At 46.7% G+C, this 25,486-nt stretch carries 20 protein-coding genes and 5 tRNA genes; 11 read left to right on the top strand and 14 right to left on the bottom strand.

Annotated elements, in window-relative coordinates; translation table 11 throughout:
* The first annotated feature begins 3 nt into the window (after window positions 1-3).
* The 6 genes from TM_RS02380 to TM_RS02355 all read left to right on the top strand — a co-directional run bounded on the left by TM_RS02380 (window position 4) and on the right by TM_RS02355 (window position 7,298).
* A complete protein-coding gene (locus tag TM_RS02380; RefSeq protein ID WP_004081501.1) occupies window positions 4-720 on the top strand; it encodes a hypothetical protein in 717 nt (238 codons plus the stop codon).
* Complete coding sequence (locus tag TM_RS02375; protein ID WP_004081502.1) at window positions 662-1,510, top strand: CheR family methyltransferase; 849 nt, start codon at window positions 662-664, stop codon at window positions 1,508-1,510. Before TM_RS02380 ends, TM_RS02375 begins: the two co-directional genes overlap by 59 nt.
* Window positions 1,511-2,071: a signal peptidase II gene (lspA, locus tag TM_RS09600; RefSeq protein ID WP_004081503.1), complete on the top strand. Its 561-nt coding sequence runs from the start codon at window positions 1,511-1,513 to the stop codon at window positions 2,069-2,071.
* On the top strand, window positions 1,983-2,864 hold the full coding sequence (locus TM_RS02365) for an RluA family pseudouridine synthase (protein WP_231556608.1): 882 nt from the start codon (window positions 1,983-1,985) through the stop codon (window positions 2,862-2,864). Before lspA ends, TM_RS02365 begins: the two co-directional genes overlap by 89 nt.
* Entirely contained in the window at window positions 2,861-5,389 is a 2,529-nt protein-coding gene (locus TM_RS02360) for a DNA polymerase III subunit alpha (protein WP_004081505.1), read from the top strand. Before TM_RS02365 ends, TM_RS02360 begins: the two co-directional genes overlap by 4 nt.
* Window positions 5,390-5,453: 64 nt before the next feature.
* Window positions 5,454-7,298, top strand: a complete 1,845-nt coding sequence (locus tag TM_RS02355; RefSeq protein WP_004081506.1) for an ABC transporter substrate-binding protein — start codon at window positions 5,454-5,456, stop codon at window positions 7,296-7,298.
* A gap of 50 nt (window positions 7,299-7,348) precedes the next feature.
* Here TM_RS02355 and rpoC read toward each other — a convergent pair whose 3' ends face one another.
* The 14 genes from rpoC to TM_RS02285 all read right to left on the bottom strand — a co-directional run bounded on the left by rpoC (window position 7,349) and on the right by TM_RS02285 (window position 20,701).
* Window positions 7,349-12,421, bottom strand: coding sequence for a DNA-directed RNA polymerase subunit beta' (rpoC, locus tag TM_RS02350; protein ID WP_004081507.1), 5,073 nt, complete (start codon window positions 12,419-12,421; stop codon window positions 7,349-7,351).
* 16 nt (window positions 12,422-12,437) lie between these two features.
* Complete coding sequence (locus tag TM_RS02345) at window positions 12,438-16,229, bottom strand: DNA-directed RNA polymerase subunit beta (RefSeq protein WP_004081508.1); 3,792 nt, start codon at window positions 16,227-16,229, stop codon at window positions 12,438-12,440.
* A gap of 190 nt (window positions 16,230-16,419) precedes the next feature.
* Entirely contained in the window at window positions 16,420-16,806 is a 387-nt protein-coding gene (gene rplL, locus TM_RS02340) for a 50S ribosomal protein L7/L12 (RefSeq protein ID WP_004081509.1), read from the bottom strand.
* Window positions 16,807-16,821: 15 nt separating this feature from the next.
* Window positions 16,822-17,361 (bottom strand): 50S ribosomal protein L10, encoded by a 540-nt coding sequence (gene rplJ / locus TM_RS02335; RefSeq protein WP_004081510.1) that lies wholly within the window; start codon window positions 17,359-17,361, stop codon window positions 16,822-16,824.
* 140 nt (window positions 17,362-17,501) lie between these two features.
* The gene (gene rplA / locus TM_RS02330) at window positions 17,502-18,203 is read right to left on the bottom strand and encodes a 50S ribosomal protein L1 (RefSeq protein WP_004081511.1); all 702 of its coding nucleotides are present in this window, start codon (window positions 18,201-18,203) and stop codon (window positions 17,502-17,504) included.
* 23 nt (window positions 18,204-18,226) lie between these two features.
* Complete coding sequence (rplK, locus tag TM_RS02325; RefSeq protein WP_004081512.1) at window positions 18,227-18,652, bottom strand: 50S ribosomal protein L11; 426 nt, start codon at window positions 18,650-18,652, stop codon at window positions 18,227-18,229.
* A 47-nt stretch (window positions 18,653-18,699) separates the two neighbouring features.
* On the bottom strand, window positions 18,700-19,761 hold the full coding sequence (nusG, locus tag TM_RS02320) for a transcription termination/antitermination protein NusG (RefSeq protein WP_004081513.1): 1,062 nt from the start codon (window positions 19,759-19,761) through the stop codon (window positions 18,700-18,702).
* A gap of 11 nt (window positions 19,762-19,772) precedes the next feature.
* Complete coding sequence (secE, locus tag TM_RS02315) at window positions 19,773-19,970, bottom strand: preprotein translocase subunit SecE (protein ID WP_004081514.1); 198 nt, start codon at window positions 19,968-19,970, stop codon at window positions 19,773-19,775.
* A 26-nt stretch (window positions 19,971-19,996) separates the two neighbouring features.
* Window positions 19,997-20,072, bottom strand: a tRNA-Trp gene (locus TM_RS02310).
* A 4-nt stretch (window positions 20,073-20,076) separates the two neighbouring features.
* Window positions 20,077-20,226, bottom strand: a complete 150-nt coding sequence (rpmG, locus tag TM_RS02305; RefSeq protein WP_004081515.1) for a 50S ribosomal protein L33 — start codon at window positions 20,224-20,226, stop codon at window positions 20,077-20,079.
* 25 nt (window positions 20,227-20,251) lie between these two features.
* Window positions 20,252-20,338, bottom strand: a tRNA-Tyr gene (locus tag TM_RS02300).
* Window positions 20,339-20,347: 9 nt separating this feature from the next.
* Window positions 20,348-20,423, bottom strand: a tRNA-Thr gene (locus TM_RS02295).
* Window positions 20,424-20,446: 23 nt separating this feature from the next.
* Window positions 20,447-20,519: transfer RNA gene (locus TM_RS02290), tRNA-Met, on the bottom strand.
* Window positions 20,520-20,625: 106 nt separating this feature from the next.
* Window positions 20,626-20,701: transfer RNA gene (locus TM_RS02285), tRNA-Met, on the bottom strand.
* A gap of 56 nt (window positions 20,702-20,757) precedes the next feature.
* Between TM_RS02285 and TM_RS02280 the strand changes: the two genes are divergently transcribed.
* The 5 genes from TM_RS02280 to purE all read left to right on the top strand — a co-directional run bounded on the left by TM_RS02280 (window position 20,758) and on the right by purE (window position 25,454).
* Complete coding sequence (locus TM_RS02280; protein ID WP_004081516.1) at window positions 20,758-20,910, top strand: hypothetical protein; 153 nt, start codon at window positions 20,758-20,760, stop codon at window positions 20,908-20,910.
* 90 nt (window positions 20,911-21,000) lie between these two features.
* Window positions 21,001-21,663: an FAD-dependent thymidylate synthase gene (gene thyX, locus TM_RS02275; RefSeq protein ID WP_004081517.1), complete on the top strand. Its 663-nt coding sequence runs from the start codon at window positions 21,001-21,003 to the stop codon at window positions 21,661-21,663.
* Window positions 21,660-23,795, top strand: a complete 2,136-nt coding sequence (locus TM_RS02270; protein ID WP_004081518.1) for a BamA/OMP85 family outer membrane protein — start codon at window positions 21,660-21,662, stop codon at window positions 23,793-23,795. The genes thyX and TM_RS02270 overlap by 4 nt, the downstream gene beginning before the upstream one ends.
* Before the next feature lie 13 nt (window positions 23,796-23,808).
* Window positions 23,809-24,951, top strand: coding sequence for a 5-(carboxyamino)imidazole ribonucleotide synthase (gene purK, locus TM_RS02265; protein WP_004081519.1), 1,143 nt, complete (start codon window positions 23,809-23,811; stop codon window positions 24,949-24,951).
* Window positions 24,939-25,454, top strand: coding sequence for a 5-(carboxyamino)imidazole ribonucleotide mutase (gene purE / locus TM_RS02260; protein WP_004081520.1), 516 nt, complete (start codon window positions 24,939-24,941; stop codon window positions 25,452-25,454). The genes purK and purE overlap by 13 nt, the downstream gene beginning before the upstream one ends.
* The last annotated feature ends 32 nt before the right edge of the window (window positions 25,455-25,486 follow it).

The following is a 25,486-nucleotide window of genomic DNA, read 5'->3' as shown; positions in this document are numbered from 1 at the left end:
ATTTTGTTTATTCTGGCAACTGTTCCTGCATACGCTGGTTTCATCGAAGTGGGAGCAGGAGTTTATGATGAAACTCCCATAGTGGGTTTTGTACTGTCTCCTGAACTCAAAACAGATTTCATAGAAGGAAAGTTCAGATTCGATTTCTTTGCAAGTTTTTCGGAAGGGGAGCCCTCTCTCCTTCCTTTCATTTATGACAATCCTGTTTATTTCCGATTCGGAATCGATGATTTTTCGTTCGAATATCACGCACCGGCAGTTTTGAAAGCGACCTTTGTGCCGTTCAAAAAGAGCTGGAATGTGAGACTTGGTTTCATGGGTGGAATCTGGAACGGAGAAAATGTTTTCTTTTTCACGGAGAAACCCGTGTTTCTCGTTTTGTCGAACGATGATAACTACCACATTGGGCTGAACTTCAAAGTGTTCGATACAGGTCTTGAACTCTTCGTTGAAAACGAAAAGCCCGGTGTCTGGTTAGAACTTGGAAGTTTAAAAGTTGGTGTTTCGAACTGGATTGGTTTGATCTTTGAACACAAAAAAACGGTGGTTCGTTTTCTTTACGATGGAGAATTCAAACCCGGTTTGGCATTGCTGGAGGAAAACGGCTGGATCTTCATCAACAGTGACTACGTAGAAGGAAGCTGGAAGGTGGGTAGATTTCATGCAGGAGGAAAGATCGGAAAAGAAAATTGGGCCTTTCAAATTTCAGTCGAATTTTGAGTGGAAGGAATTCCCTCAGGAAGAATTCGAATGGTTCGTGAAAGAGGTTGAAAAGAGGTTCGGACTGAACCTCTCTTCTTACAAACCACAGAGGGTAAAGCGCAGAACAGAACTTCTTCTCAGAAAGTACAACGTGGGATACAGAGAGTATTTGAACATGCTCATAAAGGACAAGAAGTACCTCGATGAATTCATGGATAAGATGACGATAAACGTGACAGAGTTCTTCAGAAATCCGGAAAAGTGGTGGGAACTGAGAGATGAGATCATTCCTTTGATTGCAAAAAATTCTCTGAGAATGAAGTTCTGGAGTGCGGGCTGCTCCTCTGGAGAAGAACCGTATTCTCTGGCCATCCTGGTTCACGAACTCAATCTTTCCTATAAAACTCGTATTCTGGCAACGGACATCGACATCGGCGTGCTAAGAAGGGCCCAGGAAGGGATTTACGAAGAAAGGGCCTTCGTCAGTACTCCAAAGGAATACCTGGAAAAATATTTCGAGAAACTACCGGATGGAAGGTACAGGATAAAAGATTCTGTGAAGAAAATCGTGGAATTCAAAAGGCACGATCTTTTGAAGGATCCGTTCGAAAAGAACTTCGACCTGATAGTGTGTCGAAACGTGGTTATTTACTTCGAACCAGAAGCGAAAAATGAGCTTTACCGAAAGTTCGCTGAATCTCTGAAACCGGGAGGGTTCCTCTTCGTCGGAAACACCGAAAGAATTTTCAACTACAAAGAACTGGGATTCGAGATATACAAACCGTTCATCTACAGAAAGGTGAAATAGATGGCGTTTGTGATGGTTCTCACAATTGTTCTGGATCAGCTTACAAAGCGGATAGCAAGCGAGATACACGGAACTTTTTTCATAGTTCCGGGTTTTTTGAGATTCGTGAAGGCAACCAACCGAGGAATCGCACTCGGGTTGTTTAAAAATCTTTCCGAACAGCTTCTCTGGACCGTGATGTTCGTTGTTGTTTTTCTCTCCCTGCTTCCTTATATTTTCAAGTTCAGCAGGCTGGAAAGAATAGCCATGGGCTTCATTCTTGGGGGAGCTCTCGGCAACCTTCTCGACAGAATCAGATTCGGATACGTTCTTGATTTTCTGAACTTGACCTTTCTCCCAACGATATTCAACCTAGCGGATGTGTTCATCATAGTCGGAGGAGCGCTTATGATACTGGGAGTTTTCAGAGGTGGAGACAATGAAAGTTTGGAGAGTCGAAAAAAGAGAAGAGGGCTGGAGACTGGATCAGTTTTTGAAGGAGAAGACACCATCATGGATCTCGAGATCAATGATTCAAAAAGCGATAAAAGAGGGCAAAGTGAAGGTCAACGGTCAGATTAAAAAACCAAGTTACAAGTTGAAAGAGGGTGAAATAGTAGAGGTTGACCTCCCTGAAAAGCCGCAGGAAGCGACCGTTCAACCCGAAGAGATAGAATTGAAAGTTCTTTATGAAGATAGAGACATCATAGTTATCGACAAACCCGGAGACATGATCGTTCATCCTGTTCCCTCCAAACTCAGCGGAACTCTTGTGAACGCCCTTCTTCATCACTGCAAAGATCTTCAGGGAGTTGGGGGAAAGCTCCGTCCGGGAATAGTTCACAGACTCGACAAAGAAACCTCCGGTGTTATAGTGGTAGCCAAGAACGACTTCGCCCATCAGAGCCTCTCGAAGCAGTTCAAAGATCGAAAGGTGAAGAAGACTTACATACTCCTGGTGAAGGGCAAAATGAAAAATGATGAAGGAGTTATCGACCTTCCTCTCGCAAGGCACCCTGTTCTGAGGATAAAAATGGCTGTCGTTGAAACAGGGAAAGAAGCGATCACAGAGTACAGAGTTCTGAAAAGGTTCGATGATGTCGCTACACTCGTTCTCGCCTTTCCCAAAACAGGTAGAACACACCAGATCAGGGTGCACATGAAAAGCCTCGGTCATCCGATTATGGGAGACAAAATCTACGGGAAGCCGAAAGAGGATGAGATCTTCGGAATAAAAAGGCAGATGCTTCACGCCCTGAAACTCGGTTTCTTCCACCCTCGAACGGGCGAATGGATGGAGTTCGTCTCACCTCTGCCGGAGGACTTCAAAGAAGCCATCAGAAGGATCCATGAATACGTGAGGGAAAGATCATGATTCCATGGGTGATATCTCCCTATTCTTTCGATGGCTCAGTCGTTCGATTCGAAAAACTGGCCCTTCTCTTGAAAAGAAAGGGACTGAAATCAGTCATCCTCGCCGACAGAAACTTCCACGCCGCCGTGAAGTTCAACACGATCATGAGGAAACACGGCCTGATACCGGTTCACGGTCTCTGGAAAGACGGCAGAATCTTCGTCGCGAGAAACAGAGAGGAATTCGACAGCCTGGTCAGGTACTACAACGGAGAAACACATGAAATCGAAGACATACCTGTTTTCCAAGAAAGCGAACTAACACCTGTGAGATATCTCGATGCCTCTGAAAAAAAGGCCAGCATCTTCATGAGAAAGATCTTCGGACTCGACGAAGACGTTCAGGGTTTTCCAGAAAAATGTGAAGATGTGGCCGACATTCTGAACGCAGAAGCCTACGATCTCAGAGTGAATCACAGATTTCCCACTCCTCCTAAAAATTGGAACGAATTACTAATAAAAAAGGCAGAACCATTGGGTGAAGAGTACATTAGCCGTCTGAAAAGAGAACTCGAGGTGATAAAAAGAAAGGGTTTCACCCCGTACATCTACACGGTGGAAAAAGTGGTAGAGATCGCAAAGAAAATGGGCATAAAAGTCGGTCCTGGAAGAGGAAGTGCGGTTGGTTCTCTCGTTGCATACCTGTGCGGAATAACAGAGGTAGATCCAATAAAATACGACCTTCTCTTCGAACGCTTCTTGAACGAAGAAAGGCAGGAACCACCCGATATAGATGTGGATGTGGAAGACAGGAGAAGAAAAGACCTGATAAAGGAATTATCAAAGTCTTTTCAAGTCTATCAAGTTTCAACCTTCGGAAACCTCACAGAGAAATCTCTGAAAAACCTCATAAACTCCGTTCTTCCAGATGCGTCTCTTGAAGAGAAAAACGAAATCTACAAAACCGTTTACGGACTGCCGCACCACCCCAGTGTTCACGCCGCGGGAGTCGTGATCTCAGAAAACCCTCTGCCACTACCTACAAGAACAGAAGAAGATATCCCGATAACGGACTACGACATGTACGATCTTCAAGAAATAGGTGTTGTGAAGATCGATATACTGGGTCTTAAAACACTCTCGTTCATAAAGGATTTCAAAAAAGAAATTTTCGATTACTCGGATGAAAAAACGTATCATCTCATCTCCAAGGGAAAAACTCTCGGTGTGTTTCAGCTCGAAGGTCTCCAGGCAAGAAAACTATGCAGAAGAATCTCTCCCAGAAACATGGACGAACTCTCCATTCTCCTTGCCCTCAACAGACCTGGTCCATTGAGGTCTGGCTTGGACGTTATGTTTTCGAATTCGAAGAACGTTCCCGCGTTTTTCAGGAAGATGTTTCCAGAGACAAGAGGGGTTCTGATCTATCAGGAACAGATCATGCGACTCGCCATGTTCGCGGGCCTCTCAGGCACCGAAGCGGATATTTTGAGAAGGGCCATTGCAAAGAAAGAAAGAGAAAAAATGGAACCTCTCCTTGAAAAGATGAAAAAAGGCCTTCTTGAAAAAGGCATGGAAAACGCAGAACAGATTCTCGAGATCCTCCTGAACTTTTCCTCTTATGCCTTCAACAAATCCCACAGCGTCGCGTACGCCCACATCACATACCAGACGGCATATTTGAAAGCCCATCATCTTGAAGAATTTTTCAAACTCTACTTTGCGTACAATTCTTCCGACGCTGGAAAGATCTTCCTTGCCGTTCAGGAACTGAGAAATGAAGGATACAGGGTGCATCCTCCAGATATCAACATCTCTGGGAAAGATCTGGTCTTTCACGGTAAAGACGTTTACCTTCCCCTGACGGTTGTGAAAGGAGTGGGCGTGACCCTGGTTGAACAGATCGAAAAAATCAGGCCGGTCAGCAGTGTGAGGGAACTTCAGGAGAGGGTAACCGGAGTTCCGAGAAACGTTGTGGAAAGCTTGATCACAGCAGGCGCCTTCGACAAACTTTATGAAAACAGAAAACTAGCACTAGAGGAACTGAACAAAAGGGTGGAAAAAGATATTCTGGAGATTCGAAGCCTCTTCGGAGAAAAGGTAGAGCAGGAAAGTTCAAACATCAAAATAGGAGACATCACCGAGCTCGAGGAAAAGAGCATGGGATTCCCGTTGACACCCGTTCATGAAGTTCCCACAGGACTCTTTGCCCGTATAGACGATGTCTTCACGTATGGTAGGATCCTTCCTGTGCTTGTCAAAAGAGTTTCGAGAAACATCGTGACGGATGGTCTTTCCGTTTGCCGTGTGAGAACAGACGTTCCCGATGGTGTTCACCTTGTACTCCTTTCTCCCCTCCAGAAGATCATAAAAATCTGGCCCTTCAACGAAAACACCAGGTTCGTGTACAGAGTGGATTTTACCGCGACACTGGAAAAGGCTGGTCAAAACGAGATAACGGAAGTCCTTAAAAACGGGGCTGTCGTAAGGTATGAAGGATACAGACCTCTAACGGATGAATATCGCTACAGAGTCGTTCCCCGATAGGCACAGTATGCTATAATTCAAATATAGTAAGGAGTCATCACATTTTTGGAAAGGGGGTTTCGCTATGAAGAAACTGTTTGTGCTGTTCCTGGCAGTCCTATCAGTTCTGGTACTGGCCGAAGTGAAGAACCCTGACACCATAATCGACGCCACCATTGGAGAACCCGACACTCTCGACCCACACTTCGCTTATGACACGGCGAGTGGTGAAGTTATCTACAACGTGTACGAGAACCTGATCGCTTACAAAGGAGAGAGCCTCACAGAATTCGAACCACGCCTTGCGGAAAGATGGGAAATTCTGGACGACGGGAAAACTTACAAGTTCTACATCAGGAAAGGCGTGAAGTTCCACGAAGGAGGAGATCTCACACCAGAAGACGTGGAATACAGCTTTGAAAGAGGTCTCATCTTCGATCCAACAGCGGGTCCCATGTGGATGCTCTGGGAAGCCCTGTTCGGTGTGGATTCACTGGAAACTTTCGTCGAGGAAAAGATCGGCAAGCCTTATAGCGAACTCTTCGACGAAAACGGTGAGCCGCTTCCAGAGTACAGAGACGCTCTCATAAAGATCTACACGGATTACATCGATCCCGCCATCGAAGTTGAAGGTGACGCCGTTGTGTTCCACCTTGTGAGACCCTTCGCACCGTTCATGTACATACTCGCCCAGAGCGCCAGCTGGAGTGCTGTCCTCGACAAAGAGTGGTGTATAGAGATAGGATGCTGGGACGGAAGAGCCGATACCTGGTGGAAGTACCACGATATCAGAAAAGAAGATTCTCCTCTCTACGCGAGAATGAACGGAACTGGACCCTTCAAATTCGTCGAATGGGACAGAGCTCAGCAGAAAGTCATCCTCGAGCGAAACGACAACTACTGGAGAGAACCCGCGAAGATCAAAAGAGTCATTATCTGGGGAATCGACGAGTGGAGCACAAGAAGGGCGATGTTCCTTCAGGGAGACGCCGATATCTGTGCTGTCCCAACCCAGTACCTCGAGCAGGTGGAAGGAAAACCCGGTGTCACCGTTGTAAAGGGACTTCCTGAACTTGCGGTAACATCCCTTCACTTCGCGTGGAACGTTCCCGAAGACAGCAAGTACATAGGCTCTGGAAAACTCGACGGAAACGGAATACCACCCGATTTCTTCAGCGATGAGAATGTGAGAAAAGCCTTCATCTACGCGTTCGACTACGACACATTCATAAACGAAGTGCTCAAAGGTCTTGGTAGAAAGATACCAACAGACCTTCCAGAAGGACTCCTCGGATTCAACGAAGAGCTGCTGAACGATCCCGACGCTCCACACTTCGATATTGTGAAAGCAACGGAGTACTTCAAGAAGGCATGGAACGGTGAAGTCTGGAAGAAAGGATTCAAGATCACGTTGCTTTACAACACCGGAAATGAAGTGAGAAGACAAGCCGCAGAAATGCTGAAGGCATACATCGAGATGATCAATCCGAAGTTTAAAGTTGAAGTGAGAGGCGTTCAGTGGCCTACGTATCTCGACGCAACCAAGAGAGGAGAAGTGCCTGCCTTCATCATAGGATGGCTCGCAGATTATCCGGATCCTCACAACTTCATCTTCACATACTACCACAGTGCAGGAGTTTACTCTGGAAGACAGGGTGAAAACTTCAGAAAGTTTGTTTCCACACCACATCCCGACCTTGGTGGCAGAAGTCTCGACGAACTCATAGAAGAAGCGATCGCGAAGACCGATCCTGCAGAAAGACAGGCACTCTACGAAGAGATCCAGAGGTTCGCAATGAAGCACGCCCTCGGTATGCCTCTCTATCAGCCGCTCGGTGTGAGAGTCCAGAGAAGCTGGGTCAAAGGATGGTACCACAATCCAATGAGACCTGGCGACGACTACTACGTGCTCTGGAAAGCAGAAGAGTAAAAAATAAAAGGGGCTCCGAAAGGAGCCCCTTCTTTTTTTCTTTTTGTTTCTCACGCGAGTTCTTCTTCCACTGCAGCCCTTGGGGTTTCTTCCACCTGGATTCCCGCGAAGACATCGAGACCGGTTCCTGCGGGTATCAGCTGACCAACGATCACGTTTTCCTTCAATCCAATGAGCGGATCGACCTTTCCTTCGATCGCCGCTGCGGTCAACACCCACGCAGTTTCTTCGAACGCAGCCGCGCTGAGCCAGCCGGGGTAGTTAAGAGCCGCTTTCTTGAGCGACAGGAGTCTTCTCTTGTACTTGATAGGTTCCTTCGGGAGAATCTGGTACGTCACAACTTTATCTTTTTCGAAGACGTCGATCTCTTTTATTCCCGCTTCTATGATCTTCTTCAAAAGTTCCTCGGTCACTTCATCGCCTTTTTGCGCGAGTTCCACGAGTTCTCCCTCTTCTGTTTCCGTGATGATCCTCTTCGCGAGCGTCTTTCCTATGACCCACTTCCTGTTCTCTTCCACTTTCGCATTTCCTTCGAGGATTTCCCTGTTGAATCTCTTTATATCCACAAGCGGCACAAGTTGATCCGGCAAGTAATCGCTGTCTCCAGGATCGACGATCGTTGCCATGCTTAGCATCTGTTTGAATATGATCTCGAAGTGCTTGTCGTGTATACTCACACCCTGCTGGACGTAGGCGTTCTTTATGATCTTCAGCAGATTCATCGCCGTCATTACACCTTTTTCTGATTCGAGCTCCAGGAGTTTCCACCACACAATGGCGCCGCTGGTGAGGGTTTCTCCTCTCAGGACTTTCTGGCCTTTTTCTACCCTTACTTTCGCTCTCTTCGGTACTTTGTAAGCGTGGATGTTACCGGCGTAATCCTCGATGTAAATCACCGTTCTACCACTTTCATCGGTTGCTATGTCTTTAACGAAACCATCGACCTCACACAGAATGGCTTCGGATCCATAGTATTTTCTGATTTCTTTCTTTCCACCGCTCTTTTCTTCTCTCAAGAACGCGTACGGTTCGAACGTCTTCTCCACAGTTGTGAGACCGCTGACGATGTCGCTCGCACCCATGACTCCTCCAACGTGGAATGTTCTCATCGTGAGCTGTGTGCCGGGCTCTCCTATGGACTGAGCGGCCACAACTCCCACCGCTTCTCCGACGTTCACTATCTTGTGGTTGGAAAGATCCATACCGTAACAGGCAGCGCAGACGCCGTACTCGGACTCACAGGTGAGAGGCGATCTCACAATGATATCGGGTCTCACGGAAACTTTTTCTATTCCATTTTCTTCGAGCATCTTCGCCACGATCTCGTTTATCACTTCCTGGTACACGAGAAGCTGTCTTTCACCTTTTTTATCGTACAAAGGTTCCTCTTCCGCGTAAACAGTTCCAACGACAGGATAGACCTTCACCTTTATGCGGTATTTCCCTTCGTTCTTAGCAGCTTTTATCACATCCCAGGTGAGTTCCGTTCCTTCTTCGTACTCTCCAACGGGTTCTGCTATCTCGGCGTACATGTTGGGGAGTGAGAGTTCTGTTATGTCTATCTCTTCGTACCTCACAACGTCAACCATTTTCTTGTAAGAAGCCAGGAAGTTCGCATCGTCGTCTGTGAGCATGGTGTTTCTCGTGTATTCCTTGCCCGTTTCTGGATTCTTTAAAACTTCTTTTGTTTCTGGATCAAGCACGTCCCTTGCGAGCACTCTACCGAAGAGGAACTCGTTCATCTTTTCCACGACTGTTCCTTCTTTTATCAGATCCATGGCTCTGATTCCCTCATGTGTTCCACAGTCGGGTTCCGCCACTGTAACGCTCTGGGCTACATCCACAAGACGCCTCGTCAGATATCCCGCAAAGGATGTGTTCATTGCTGTGTCAACCTGTCCTTTTCTGGCACCGTAGGTGGAAATGAAGAACTGCAGGATGTCAACACCTTCTCTGAGGTTCTTATCGACCGGGTAATCGAATGTGAGTGCTTCGTGGATCGCCTGACCCTTGAAGATCTTGGACTTTATTTCCCTGGATCTTGGGTCGTACGCCTTGATCATCAAACCTCTGATACCGGCGAGCTGTTTCACCTGATCTATGTTACCTCTAGCACCAGAGTTCACCATCATGTATATGGGGTTGAACGGATCCTCTGCGAGCGTTTTGGATGTGAGTTTTGTGATCTCCTCCGTCACACTCATCCAGAGTCGTATGATTTCACTCTTTCTCTGTTCCTCCGTCAGGAAGCCCTTTTCGTAATTCTCTTCGATTATTCTGACCTTCTCCCAGGTCTTCCTGAGAATCTCATCTCTCTCTGGTGGTATCTTCAGATCTTTCAACGAGAGAGTCAGACCGGAAACGGTTGCGTAGTGGAAACCGATGTCTTTTATGTCATCCAAGAGATCCGCAGCTCTGTCTATACCGTGTCTCTTGAACGTTTCATAGACGAGAGCGTTTATCTGTTTTTTGTCGAAAATTCTATTGTAATCCCTCAAATCTTCCGGGAGAATGCCGTTGAAGATCACTCTTCCCAGAGTCGTCTTTATTCGTTTTTCCTCGCCGTTGACAGCAACCTTTATCAGAATCGGAGTGTGAAGTTTTATGAATCCAAGGTGGTAAGCCAGCATCGCCTCTTCGGGCGAAGAGAACTTCCATTTCACATCTTCTTCTTTCAGTGAGTCGAATTCTTTACCAACTGTTGTGAGGTAGTAAGAACCTATGATGATATCCTGCGTCGGCAGCGAAATCGGCTTCCCGTGTGCTGGGGAGATGATGTTGTATCTCGAAAGCATGAGAAATCTTGCCTCTGCCTGCGCCGCGGCCGAAAGCGGTACATGAACCGCCATCTGGTCACCGTCAAAATCCGCGTTGAATGGTGGACACACGACAGGATGGAGCTGTATGGCGTTTCCTTCAACGAGTTTTGGTTCAAACGCCTGAATTGACATCCTGTGGAGTGTGGGAGCTCTGTTCAAAAGAACGACGCTTCCCTTTATCACTTCTTCAAGCACTTCCCAGGCTTCCGGCATCTCTTTTTCTATGATCGCTTTCTTGACCTTTCTCATGGTTTTGCTGGAAGAACCCTCTCCAAGGAGTTTCGCCAGAACAAACGGTTTGAAGAGCTCCATTGCCATTTTCTTTGGAATACCGCACTGGTGTATCTTCAGATTTGGGCCCACGACAATAACCGCTCTTCCAGAGTAATCCACACGCTTTCCAAGCAGGTTCCTTCTGAATCTTCCTTTCTTTCCTTTCAGTAGATCGGTGAGCGATTTCAGAGGCCTACCGTTTCTATCTTTCAAAACGGCTCTTCTGCTTCTCTTTCCTTCCGAATCAGAACCGTTGTGAATGAGAGCGTCAACCGCTTCTTGAAGCATTCTTTTCTCGTTTCTCAGAATGATCTCAGGTGCCCCGAGCTCCAGAAGCTTTTTGAGTCTGTTGTTTCTGTTTATGAGTCTTCTGTAAAGTTCGTTGAGGTCTGTTGTGGCGAACCTTCCTCCCTCGATCTGTATCATCGGCCTGAGGTCGGGTGGAATCACAGGAACAACCTCAAGAACCATCCATTCGGGTTTGTTACCAGATTTCAGGAAATCCTTTACCATCTTCAACCTTCTTCTGAGCTTTATCGCCTTCGAGCTGGAAGAAGGTAACTTTTTGAGTTCCGCTTCAATTTCTGCCTGAAGCGCTTCCAGATCCAGATTCTGAAGCAGTTTCTTTATCGCCTGTGCCCCGGCATCAGCCACTATCTTTTCTGGATAGATCTGAAGGTATGCTTCGTACTCGTTTTCTGTGACTATATCGCCAACCTTCAAACCCGTTTCTTTGGAAACCTCGGGATCTATATCCGTTATGACCACAATCGGTCTGTCGTTTTCCGTTCTCTCTTCAACATCGAACATGGTTGGATAGTGCGACTCGAAGATTTTGTACTCGGTGGCAGAGAGGTATTCTTCCTCGAAGAGGAATCTGTCAGCCAGGTGATCTCCTTTCTTCACCTGGTCGCCGTTGTTAACGTAGACAAGCGCTCCTTCAAAGACAGGATATTTTCTCTCCTCTATAACCTGTTCTACATAGACTTCACCGGTGGAAAGGACTTCGAAGTTTCCGTCTTCAAGTGCTCTTATGTTGAGGTTGGAACCAAATCTCACTGTACCAGATATGCTCGCTTTGACGGCTGGGAGGCTGGTAGAAGTCGTGATCTGATCACCTTTTTTCACCTTCTGGCCGTTCGAAACAAGAATCTTCGCTCCATAAGGAATCGTGAAAACAACCGGCTGATCCTTACTGGTTGTGAGAGGTTTCAACGTAATAGTATTCGAAAGTTCATCTATTTCCACGTGACCGTCAAACGGAGCGTAAACAGGGTCGATTGTCATTTCTTTTGTCAGATCCTGTCCTTTTTCCACTTCTTGGCCATCTTTCACAACGAGAATCATTCCAGGGAGCACCGTGTGTGTGGCTCTGGTGATGTTCTTCACAATGATCCAGGTGATTTCCCTTCCTGTGATGGACTTTTCTGTCTTCAAAGTCACTTCTCCATCGATATCGGAAAGAACAGGAGATTTTGGATTCTTCACCACAAACGCCTGTTCAACATCGAAATCCCACTTTTTTCTGTATATCCTGTACTCGGTCTCGTAGATCACATCCCCCTGGGAGAACGGAGTATCTTTGGGATCAGTCACAATAAAAGCTCTTTCTATGACACGGCGACTGCCGTAGTAGATGATGTTTTCCAGGTCTGAAGTGCTCATGTTCAAGAGTGTTCCGAGAACACTCGGTATGCTCTCGAGATACCAGATGTGCACAGCGGGTGCTGCCAGTTCTATGTGTCCCATTCTTTTTCTTCTGGCTTCTCTGGATTCGACCCTGACTCCACACCTTTCACAGACGGTACCTTCGTATTTCTTCCCCTTGTACTTACCACAGGCACATTCGTAGTCCTTCACAGGACCAAAAATCCTCTCACAGAAAAGGCCGTCTCTCTCGGGCTTGAATGTCCTGTAGTTGATCGTTTCTGGTTTCTTGACCTCTCCTCCAGACCAGCTTCTTATCACTTCCGGAGAGGCTATCTTTATCTGAATTGCCTTTATCTTCCTCTTGAAAGAGGACATTGGCATTCTACCAACCTCCCAATCAGTACTTGTCGATATCTATCTCGTTACCGTTCTCATCGTAGAGTCTCACATCGAGCGCGAGACCTCTGAGTTCTTTGATGAGAACCCTAAAGCTTTCGGGAACACCAGGTTCAGGTATATTCATGTTCTTCAGTATGGCTTTATAGGCTTCGTTTCTTCCTTTTATGTCGTCGGATTTTATGGTGAGCATCTCCGCAAGAGTATGAGCAGCTCCATAGGCCTCCAGAGCCCAGACCTCCATTTCTCCAAGCCTCTGTCCACCGAAGTGAGACTTTCCACCGAGAGGCTGCTGGTGAATGAGAGAGTACGGTCCTGTGGACCTTGCGTGAATCTTTTCTTTGGCTATATGGATGAGTTTCAGCATGTACATGTAACCAACCACCACAGGATTGTCGAAGGGTTCTCCCGTTCTTCCATCTCTGAGAACCACTTTTCCATTCGGATTGTTTTCGTCGTCTCCAAGGTGAAGGCCTCTCTTCTTCCTTTCTTCGTAGAGCGGTCTGAGAATTTCGTCTTCTTTCGCCCCTTCGAACACAGGAGTTGCGAACCATTTTCCAGTTAGTTTGGCGAGCCATCCAAGGTGCGTTTCCAGAATCTGACCGACGTTCATACGTGAAGGTATTCCCAGCGGGTTCAGTACCATCTGAACCGGTGTTCCATCGGGTAGGAACGGCATGTCTTCTTTTGGAAGTATGTTTGAAACGACTCCTTTGTTTCCGTGGCGTCCTGCGAGTTTGTCTCCGATGTCGAGCGTCTTTCTTGAGGCAACGTACACCCTGACGAGTTTCAAAACTCCCGCTCCCAGTTCTGCTATATCGTTTTGATCGTAAACATCGACCCTTATAACTCTTCCCTCAACCCCGTGAGGCAGCCTGAGAGATGTATCCTTCACGTCTCTTCCGCGTTCACCAAAAACGGATCTGATGATCTTTTCTTCGGGTGTTGTGTCTCCTTCGCCTTTCGGCGTCACTTTTCCAACCAGTATCGCCTGAGAACCCACTCCATAGTCACTCACAACGTACGCTCCAACTCTGATGATTCCGTTCTCATCGAGATTTTTCAGAAGTTCTTTGCTCACGTTCGGTATATCAGCGGTGATCTCTTCAGGACCGAGCCTCGTTTCTCTTGCTTGAGTTTCATAAACTTCTATGTGGATCGATGTGAAGACGTCTTCTTCGAGAAGCTCCTGACTCACAAGGATGGCGTCCTCGTAGTTGTAACCTTCCCATGGCATGAAGGCAACGAGGATGTTCCTTCCAAGTGCCAGTTCTCCCATGTCGGTTGCCGGACCGTCGGCTATGGGATCACCCTTCTTCACAAAATCGCCTTCGTTCACGATGGGTTTTTGATTTATCATCGTATCCTGGTTGGATCTCACAAACTTTAGAAGTCTGTATTCATCAACCACTGGATTGCCTTTATCGTCGTACATGAGATTTCCATTCTCGTCCGTTCTGTGAACAACAACTCTGGCAGCGTCGACCTCTTTCACTATTCCATCGTGTTCTGCGAGAATAACATAACCAGAATTTTTCGCTGCTTCCCATTCCATTCCAGTTCCAACGAGGGGTGCTTCTGTTTTCAGAAGTGGGACGGCCTGCCTCTGCATGTTCGAACCCATGAGGGCTCGGCTGGCGTCGTCGTGTTCGAGGAACGGAATGAGTGAAGCCGAGACACTGAAGGGTTGCTTCGTCGATACATCCATGAAATCTACTTCTTCTTTGGGAACAAGCCTGATATCTTCACCCATTCGAGCCACTACTCTCTCTGGTATTATGTTGCCCTCTTCATCCACGGGTGTGGTGGCAGGTATGATTTTGTACTCTTCTTCTTCGTTGGCCCTCAGATAGACCACTTCATCCGTTACTTTTCCATTGACTACCTTTCTATAAGGAGTCATGAGAAATCCGTATTCATCGATTTTAGCGTATATAGCCAGAGATGTTATGAATCCTATGTTCGCGCCTTCGGGTGTTTCAATGGGACACAGCCTTCCGTACTGAGAGTAGTGCACGTTTCTTGCTTCGAAGACTTTGGATTCTCTTCTCAATCCACCGGGTCCGACAGCAGAAACCCTTCTTTTGTGAGTGAGTTCCGACAGAGGATTCACCTGATCCATGAACTGAGAAAGCTGGTTCATCGCGAAGAACTGGTTGACCGTTGATATGATGGATTTTATGTTTATAAGGCTCTGAATGGAAACCTTACTCAAAGAGTTTATGAGTGTGAGTCTTTCCTGAATGGCCTTCTGCGCCCTTGCGAACAATCTCTCGAACTCTCTCTGAACGAGTTCTCCAACGGTTCTAACACGTTTGTTCCCGAGGTGATCCTTCGTATCGAAAGGTATCGAAGGAAGCTCTTTGTTTATGTTGGAAACATACCTGATAGCAGCAAACACACCGAGATCAGATGTTACTCCGTAATTTCTCCGGAACACAGATACAAGTTTTCTGAGATCGTAGGGAGCCGTTTTTCTCTTTTCCAAGTATTCTTCCTTGAAGATTCTGATCAGATTCTTCAACTCGTAGGAATCTATTTCAAAATCGTTGACATATCTTCTCTCAAAGTAGTCGAAGAGAATTCTGGAAGCGAGGACTATATCAAGTGGTTTCAGAACGAGAGAAGTTTCGTTGTAAACCTTCTTCCTCGCCTCTTCGGGATCTTCCCCTTCAACCTCTATGAGGTACCTGATGTAAGCGTTTCTGAGTCTTTCGTTGACTTTGTATCTTCCCACCTCGGAAAGATCGTACCTTTCCGGATTGAAGAAGAGGTCGTGCAGATACCTTTTTGCCGCGTTTATTCTTGGAAGTTCTTCGGGTCGCAATCTCCTGAAAATTTCCAGATATGCGTCCACAACGGTGACTTCGTTTAAACCGTAAATCTTTGTCTTTTCCTCTTCTTCCTCTCCCTCTTCGCTCGAGGAAGACACCACTTCCAGCATCTTTTCAAATGTATTTTGAGCTATTGGATGAACTATTTTTATCTGATTTATGTCATCTATCATCAGAATCCTTTCCGCGAGATCTTTGGTCAGGATATCCCATTTTTCAGCGATCTTCCTGCCACCATCGTAGATGTCTTCGAGCAGAATGGAGCCCACGTGGAGCAGGAGACTGTCTTCATCGTCGGCATCCAGATAGGTGGGATAAAGGGAGAGGATATCCTCATCTTTTTCGTAACCGATCGTTTTCAGAAAGAGGAAAAGGTTGACCTTCTTTCCGTCAAGGCCCGCGTAAAGAACTCCATCGTAGGGATCGAGGATGACTTCGAGCCATGCACCTCGAGAAGGGAGAAAGTACCCGCCGTATTCTTCTCTGTCTATGTACTCAGACGAGAAGTAAAGCCCTGGGGAAACCACTATCTGATTGACTACAACCCTTTCTGCTCCGTTTATTATGAACGTTCCACGATCCGTCATGTAGGGAATGTAGCCAAGGAACACTTCTTCTTCCTTCATCTCACCGCTTTTCATGTCGGTAAGGCGAGCCGTCGCATATATCGGAACACTGTAGGTTAGACCCTTCGCTTTACATTCAAGGGGATCGATGGCAGGTTCTCCAGTTCTGGTTGAAACAAACTCGAGAGCAAATCCTCTGTCTGATTTTCTCAAATCTGAGCGGGTCGCCTGCGAATAAATGGGAGAAAATTTCTTGAGGACTTCAAGCAAACCTTCTTCGAGGAATCTTCGGTAGGAACTCTTCTGGATCTCCACGAGGTCTGGAATTGGCAGGGGCTCTCGGCTCTTGCCGAAAGAAACCCTCGTCCTCCTACCGCAAGAGATCTCTTTCATTTTCTCACCTCTCAATGTGGAATAAGAAACTCCCAGGATTTCTCTCCCGGGTTTTGCTTGGATCGAACGGAAAGGAAACAACATGGTGAGGAAGAACGTTTGTACCACACTCTATTTATTAAAACACAAAAACCCTGTACCGGCAAGAGGCGGTACAGGGTTGCAACATTCTTTTTTCACAAACGAAAATTTACTTCAGTTCCACTTCAGCACCAGCTTCTTCGAGTTTCTTCTTGATCTCTTCTGCCTCTTCTTTGGAAACACCGCTCTTAATGACTGCATCGGGTGAACCGGCTTTTTCGACGAGGTCTTTGGCTTCCTTGAGACCGAGTCCGGTGATTTCCCTGACAACTTTGATGACCTGAATCTTGTTCTGGCCGAAGCTCTTCAAAACGACGTCAAACTCTGTCTTTTCTTCCTGAGCGGCACCGGCAGCTGCTCCAGCAACTGGGGCAGCAGCGACAGCCACAGGTGCAGCAGCAGTCACTCCAAATTTGTCTTCGAGCTTCTTCACGAGTTCTGCAAGCTCTGAAACTGTGAGTTTCTCAATCGCTTCGATGATTTCATCAATCGTCATCTTCAAACACCTCCATCATTCAGATTTTTTCTCTTTAATAGCATTGAGCACATACACGAGATTCCTCAAAATACCACTCAATGCAAACACAAGACCGGTAATCGGAGCTTTCACACGACCAACGAGCATAGCGTAGAGCTCTTCTTTGGATGGGAGTTTCGCAATGTTTTCCACTTCTTCTGCCGTGAATTTCTTTCCTTCGAGGAAACCACCCTTGAGCCTCGAAAGATCCGCTTTCTTATCCTTGTAAAAGTTGTAAATTATCTTGACAGCTTCTACAGGGTCTCCTTCAGTGACGTAGAGTACAGCTGTGGGTCCCTTGAGAAATTCTTCGTAACCTTCGTACTCAGCGTTCTTGAGAGCGAGATTCAAGAGAGTGTTCTTCACAACCCTGAACCTTGCTCCATCTCCGTACTTTTCTCTCAATCTAGAACGAAGCTCGGTGAGATCAGCTACCGTGAAACCCAGGAAATCGGCAAAGAGTATCAGCGATGTCTTTTTGAATATTTCACTCATTTCTTTAACTATGAGTTCTTTCTGTTGCCTGGTCAGCAAAGGATTCACCTCCCAAAAAAATTTTGTGGACCCCGGAGGGTCCACAAAAAGGTCATAGAACCTTTCTGGGACGCCTCCGGCAGGATCTTTAACCCCACGGGCCCTGCCATCTACGGCGTCTTATTGAGTTTTCGATTGCTTTACTCTTTCAACAGACTCTGAAGATTCAATTTTATACCGGGTCCCATTGTAGAAGCCAAAACCACTTTTTTTATGAACTGTCCTTTCACACCTGCGGGTTTCATCTGCATAATCTGTTTTATTGCCGCGATTATGTTTTCCTTCAGTTTCTCGTTATCGAAGCTCCTCTTACCAACGGGTATGTGGATGTTCCCAGTTTTGTCCGTTCTGACCTCGATTCTTCCTTTTTTAAACTCTTTAACCGCTTCTGCTACTTCCTGAGTCACCGTTCCAGATTTGGGCGATGGCATCAAACCTCTTGGTCCCAGAATCTTTCCGAGCCTTCCGATTATTCTCATCATATCAGGTGTGGCTATTGCCACATCGAAATCGAGAAAACCTTCTTTTTCTATTTTTTCTACAAGATCCTCAGCTCCTACGTAATCCGCGCCCGCTTCCAAAGCCTCTTTTGCCTTTTCACCTTTGGCAAACACCAGAACCTTGACTTCCTTACCTGTCCCGTGTGGAAGCACGATCGTTCCTCTGATGTGCTGTTCAGGTTTCCTGTAGTCTATTCCAGTTTGAATGTGGAGTTCTATCGTTTCATCGAATTTCGCCGTGGCAGTTTTTTTAACGAGTTCTATGGCTTCGTCAAGATCGTAGTACTTTGTTCTGTCCACCAGTTTCCTTGCTTCAAGATACCTCTTGGAGTGCTTCGGCATTGCGCCTCCTCCTTTCCGTTACATCAGTCCACTACTTCTATTCCCATACTCTTAGCGGTTCCTTCAATGATCTTCATGGCTGCTTCCAAGCTGTTTGCGTTCAAATCTGGCATCTTTGTTTTCGCTATTTCTTCAATCTGTTTTCTGGTAACTTTTCCAACTATCTTTCTTTTTGGCTCGGAAGAACCCTTCTCTATACCCGCTGCTTTCTTGAGAAGGAAGGAAGCAGGTGGTGTTTTGATGATGAAAGTGAACGACTTGTCTTCGTACACTGTGATAACAACAGGAAGTATCATGCCTGCTTTATCCGCTGTTTCGGCATTGAACCTTTTACAAAACTCCATGATGTTAACACCGTGCTGACCCAAGGCGGGTCCAACGGGTGGAGCCGGCGTGGCTTTTCCGGCAGGCAGTTGTAATTTAATCTGAGCCGCTACTTTCTTCGCCATGTTCGAACCTCCCTATGCGTGGTGCGGATTCCTCCTCCCACGTTTTCTCACTCGATTTTCTCCACTTCAGAAACATGAAGAACAACAGGAGTTTCACGTCCGAATATAGTTACGTTTACTTTCAATTCCTGTCTCTCTGGATCGATTTCCTTTATAACACCCGCAAAATCTTCGAAGGGACCGCTTATTATCTTCACCATGTCTCCAACCTTGAAACCGAGTTCGACCTTCACAGGTTTCTTCTTCTCTTCGTACTCTTCGAGGCCCGCGAGTCTCAAAATAGGTCTCATTTCTCTGTCTTTTACGGGAACGGGTTGTCCTCCCGAACTGACAAACCCCATAACGTATGGCACGGAACGAACGAAATTGTAGGCCTCATCGTTCATGATCATTTCCACGAACACATAACCCGGGAAGAGTTTTCTTCTTTTCGTCTTGTAGATTCTGATCTCTTTTCTTGTTGAATAATCCACCACTTCGACTCTTCCCGAAACCTTGGCGAAGAACTTCCTGGCTTCCGCAAGCATTTCCCCCTGTTTCACTTCTTTTCCTTTTTTTATCCTATCCCTGTCGAAAACATCCAAAGGAATGTAATAAACGTCCTGCTCACCATCGGGTGTCTGAACGACCACTTTTTTCATTCGTTCTATCTCAACGATCTTTCCATCCAGTTCACAGATGTACTCTTCGTTTTTCGAAAGCGGCAGTCCCTGCTTCACTTTCGTTCCAACCCTCAAACCCGGCTCGATTCCCGCAGACTCGGGAATGTAATACGTCTTCGTATACTTCCTATCGATGGTTTCCACAACAATCTTTCTGACGTTCTTCACGTCAACGATCACACCGCTTCTTCGAGCATAAATAGGAGGTTCTTCAGCTATCAAATCCCCTTTGTTAACATCTTTTCCATTGTTCACGTGTAATTTGGCCTTCGGAGAAAGTATGAGCCTCTCGGAAGGGCTGGTGGCGTCCAAAACTACCTCTTCAGGAATAACAATACGGCCCACCAGATTTTTTATCCCGGTGGCTTCGACTTTCTTTTCGATATTTTCTTTAACCTTTTCCTCGTAACCGGACATAGTAAGGACTATGTACCACTTTTTCTTCATCACCTATCACCTTATCCTATTCCCAGCGCTTTGAAAATCGCACTCACAACTCCCGAGAAGATGAAATCAAGCACAAAAAAATAAACACTTGTAACAGCGAGTATCACGAGAACAACACCAAAAGAAGTGAGCAACTCCTTTCGGGAGGGCCAGGAAATTTTCTTTGCTTCGGCGATGACTTCCCTGAAGAACTTTCGGAGTTTCTCCATTCTCGATGCCCCCTCAGATCAAAAAATGGCAGGGCCGGCAGGACTCGAACCCGCAACCACCGGTTTTGGAGACCGGCGCTCTACCAGTTGAGCTACGGCCCTGCGATTACGCTTTCGTTTCGGTATGAATCGTGTGGGCGTTGCACTTTGGGCAGTACTTTCTCAGTTCGAGCTTTGCTCTTTTGTCCTTGTTCCTTGTGGTGTAGTAGTTCTTGTTACCGCACTGAGAACATTTCAGAGCCACTTTCACTCGCATATCTTCCACCCTTTCTCAAAAAATCTGGTGGTGGGGGGAGGATTTGAACCTCCGAAGGCATTCTGCCAGCGGATTTACAGTCCGCCCCCTTTGGCCACTCGGGCACCCCACCACATACTTTTGGAGCCAGCGGTGGGACTCGAACCCACAACCTACTGATTACAAATCAGTCGCTCTACCGGTTGAGCTACGCTGGCCCTATTTCCTTTCCGATGACCTATGGCGGCGGTGGGACTCGAACCCACGACACGGTGATTATGAATCACCCGCTCTCGCCGCTGAGCTACGCCGCCCAAGACCGTTCATTAATTTTACTATCAGAGCTTTTCTTTGTCAACCTCGAACATCTTTGAACGATGTGTTAAAATAATAAGGAGAGCCGTGCTCTCCTTCAGGAACTGGTGGGCTCGGGAGGATTCGAACCCCCGACCACCCGGTTATGAGCCGGGCGCTCTGCCAACTGAGCTACGAGCCCACACCGCTATCAGATTATATTCTAACAAAACCCCGTTGTCAAGGAGTGTGATCAGCATGAAGAAAGATCCCATCAAGGAAATGCTCGTAAAATATCCGAGAATTCTCGTGATAAAAGCCGCTCTGAAGATTTTAAAGGACGGAAATAAGATAGACCGAGAACGGATCGAAAAAACGATTGTCAAGATCATGACCAAAAAGGAGGGCTGAAAACTTCAGCCCTCTAAGCTTATATGTTAGTATTGTTATAAAAGACCGGCACCCTCCAACAACGAGCACTCTCCGGAAGGGAGGATATCGATGAAGATCGATATCTTGGACAAAGGATTCGTTGAACTTGTGGATGTGATGGGAAACGACCTCTCCGCTGTACGGGCTGCCCGCGTTTCTTTCGATATGGGTTTGAAAGACGAAGAAAGGGATAGACATCTCATCGAATATCTCATGAAACACGGTCACGAGACACCTTTCGAACATATTGTCTTCACTTTCCACGTGAAAGCCCCTATATTCGTGGCGAGGCAGTGGTTCAGACACAGGATCGCTTCTTACAACGAACTGAGCGGCAGATACTCGAAGCTCTCCTACGAATTCTACATTCCCTCTCCCGAACGCCTGGAAGGGTACAAAACGACCATCCCTCCCGAACGGGTGACGGAGAAGATCTCAGAAATAGTCGATAAAGCGTATCGAACGTATCTGGAGTTGATAGAAAGCGGTGTTCCTCGAGAAGTGGCAAGGATAGTGCTCCCTTTGAATCTGTACACGAGGTTTTTCTGGACTGTGAACGCAAGAAGTCTCATGAACTTTTTGAACCTGAGGGCAGATTCTCACGCTCAGTGGGAAATTCAACAGTACGCTCTGGCAATCGCGAGAATTTTCAAAGAGAAGTGTCCCTGGACTTTTGAGGCATTTCTTAAGTATGCTTATAAAGGAGATATCCTGAAGGAGGTACAGGTATGAAGAAAGAACTGGTTCTTCTGATGGTTCTGCTGGCTGTTTCCGCGATGGCAATTTACATCTCAGAAGTCGATTTCAAGGGATTGAACACACTCAATTCCGAATTCATAGTTCAAAAAGTCGGAAAACTCTTCGGAGAGGTATCATCCGATGAAATTCAGGAGTATCTGAAAAAAGTCTTCAACCTTGGATATTTCTCCTCTCTAACACCCTCTCTGGAACCAGCTGATGTGGGCTACAGACTTGTCGTCTCACTGGAGGAAAATCCAGTTGTCAAAGATTGGAAACTGGAAATAGAGGGCCCTGGTCTGGTGGACAAAAAAGAACTCGAAGAGCTCGTTAAAATCGAGAAAGGCATGCCGTTGAACGTGAACCTTTTGAAAGAAACGTTCGAAGCGATCAGAAACAGGTACCAGGAAGCAGGGTACTTCCTTGTGGAGATAAACGGAAGTTTCGAGAACGGGACTTACAGAATAGTTGTAAAAGAGTACGCTCTCTGGGACATCGTGTTCAACGGTGAAACGGATGGGCTGGACATCGTGTCCATCCTGTCGAAAGCAAAGATAAAGACCCTGAGAGATTACTACGCTTCCTCTCCTCTTGTCAGATTCTTCACGATGAGTAAAAAGGACTTCTATCCTACCCTTTCAGAGGTGAACAAACTCATCTCCGTTTTGAACTCCTATCCCTTCTTCTCCCGGGAAACATCCGTGGACTTCAAGAAGACGACGGTGAAGGATATCGAAGAGAAAAACGTCGTCATCATGGTCATCAACGTGGTGCAGAGAAGAATATTCGAAGGAGAGAAAAAATTCAAAGAGATCCTCTTCCATGGAAACACGATCTTCACAGATCAGGAACTGCTCCGCGCGTCCGGTCTCTCTACGGATGAGACCTACACGAATTCTCAGATTCTTCTTGCCATGAACAGGCTGGTGGATTTCTATGAAAGAAACAACTATCCGTACGTCTGGGTAGAAGCCAGGGTGGAAGATGACAGGCTCGTGTTCAATGTCTATGAGAAGTACGTCCGATCGGTCAAAATAGAAGGGCTGAAGAGAACCAGACCGTACGTGGTGGAAAACCTGATCACCATAAAGGAAGGAGAACCTCTCAACAAAGAGGAGATCATGCTCACGTATTCCTACCTTCAGAACAGCAGGTACTTTGACTCGGTGAACATCTATCCACAACTCTCTCAGAACGCAACTCAAGTCGACGTTGTTGTAGATCTGAAGGAAGCGGAAAAGACGAGAAACTTCATCGGTGGGCTCGGCTGGACCATGCCAAAAGAGGGTGAGTGGTGGCAGGGATTCTCCGGAACCGTTCAACTCTCTGCTGTGAACTCCTTCGGATACGGAGAGTCGTTCTCGATTGACTTAAACCTTGGATTCATCGAAAGAAGCGTTGAGGGAACGGTCAAACTTCCCATCAAACTCGATGTTCCTATGAATCTCGAACTTGGAGCAGGATACACAAATTATGCTACCTCTAGCGGAACAGACACGGTCAGCCTGAAAGGGATTGTTTCCACCCTTCCGTACAAGGGACACTCCTTTGGAGTCGGTGCGCTCTACGAAAAGGAACTGGTTGAAGACAGCAAAGGAACACTGGCAGCACTCTTCAAATACAGGTACAACACGAAAAACTCGGCCATTCTTCCAACGGAAGGGTATTATCTTTCTTTCGATCTGACGCGGGCAGGTCTCTTCGGACTGAATGACCAGAAATACTGGAAAGGGATTCTGACCAGTGAGGCGTACTATCCGATCTTTGAAAGTCTCTTCTGGAGCTTCAAAGGCACAGGCGGAATGGTCCGCAACGAAATTGGAACGGAACTTTTGGAAGTTTCCGGACCTTACGCGGTACGTGGTTACAACTACTTCGAGACTGAAAAGATGTTCAAACTCTCAGCCGATCTGAACTGGATTCTCCAGAAAGAAAACGTACCCGTCGTCACTGGACTGTTCGTCGACTACGGCGGAATAGAAGAGAACGGAAATATGAACACTCTCTCCTCAGCAGGAGTGAAACTCGATCTCGTCGTTCCCCTTCTTGGAAGCGTGGAAGTTGGCGGTGCCTACAGATTCAACGAAAAAGACTGGCAGTTCTACTTCTTCATGGGAAGCTGGTGAGGAGGGAGGAGATTTGAAAAAGATCGGTATCATCGGCGGTGGCCAGCTTGGCAAGATGATGACCCTCGAAGCGAAGAAGATGGGTTTTTACGTGATAGTGCTCGATCCAACTCCCAGAAGCCCCGCTGGACAGGTGGCGGACGAACAGATAGTCGCGGGCTTTTTTGACTCAGAAAGAATTGAAGATCTGGTGAAAGGTTCAGATGTCACCACTTACGATCTTGAACACATCGACGTTCAGACGTTGAAGAAACTCTACAACGAGGGTTACAAAATACATCCCTCTCCGTACACCCTGGAAATCATACAGGATAAGTTCGTTCAAAAAGAATTTTTGAAGAAAAACGGCATCCCAGTTCCTGAATACAAACTTGTGAAGGATCTGGAAAGCGACGTCAGGGAGTTCGGTTTCCCTGTTGTTCAAAAGGCGAGAAAGGGAGGATACGACGGCAGAGGGGTGTTCATCATAAAAAACGAAAAAGATCTTGAAAACGCTATAAAAGGCGAGACCTACCTTGAGGAGTTCGTTGAGATAGAGAAAGAACTCGCTGTCATGGTGGCGAGAAACGAAAAAGGAGAAATAGCATGTTATCCCGTGGTGGAGATGTACTTCGACGAAGATGCGAACATCTGCGATACAGTGATAGCCCCTGCCAGGATAGAAGAAAAATACTCGAAGATCGCCAGAGAAATTGCAACGAGTGTTGTAGAAGCGTTAGAAGGTGTCGGTATCTTTGGAATAGAGATGTTTCTCACAAAACAGGGTGAGATACTCGTCAACGAGATCGCTCCACGGCCACACAACTCCGGCCATTACACCATCGAAGCGTGTGTGACGAGCCAGTTCGAACAGCACATTAGAGCGATCATGAACCTGCCTCTCGGATCAACGGAGCTTCTCATCCCCGCGGTGATGGTGAATCTCCTCGGTGAGGAAGGATATTATGGAAAACCCGCCCTCATTGGATTGGAAGAAGCTCTGGCCATAGAAGGTCTTTCGCTTCATTTCTATGGAAAAAAAGAAACCAGGCCGTACAGAAAAATGGGACATTTCACGGTGGTGGATAGAGACGTTGAAAGAGCGCTCGAAAAAGCGCTCAGAGCGAAGAAAATACTGAAAGTCGTCTCGGAGGAGGGAGCGATGTGCCAAGGGTAGGAATCATCATGGGAAGTGACTCCGATCTTCCTGTAATGAAGCAGGCAGCTGAAATTTTGGAAGAATTCGGAATAGATTACGAGATTACGATCGTTTCCGCTCACAGGACACCGGATCGCATGTTCGAGTACGCAAAGAACGCCGAAGAACGGGGAATAGAAGTGATCATTGCGGGAGCGGGGGGAGCGGCTCACCTTCCAGGAATGGTGGCAAGCATCACCCACCTTCCTGTGATAGGTGTTCCCGTGAAAACATCCACACTGAACGGTCTGGATTCTCTTTTCTCCATAGTTCAGATGCCAGGGGGTGTGCCCGTTGCCACCGTTGCCATAAACAACGCGAAGAACGCGGGAATCCTTGCTGCGTCTATTCTGGGAATCAAATATCCGGAGATCGCAAGGAAGGTAAAAGAGTATAAAGAAAGAATGAAACGGGAAGTTCTGGAAAAAGCCCAAAGATTAGAACAAATTGGTTACAAAGAATATCTGAACCAGAAAGAGTAAATTGTGATAAAATTAACATGAAAAAGACCGTT

Origin of the sequence: Thermotoga maritima MSB8 (assembly GCF_000008545.1) — a bacterium.
GTDB classification, from domain to species: Bacteria; Thermotogota; Thermotogae; order Thermotogales; family Thermotogaceae; genus Thermotoga; species Thermotoga maritima.
Note: the sequence above shows the minus strand (reverse complement) of the source record. Positions and strands in the feature narration are given on the sequence as shown.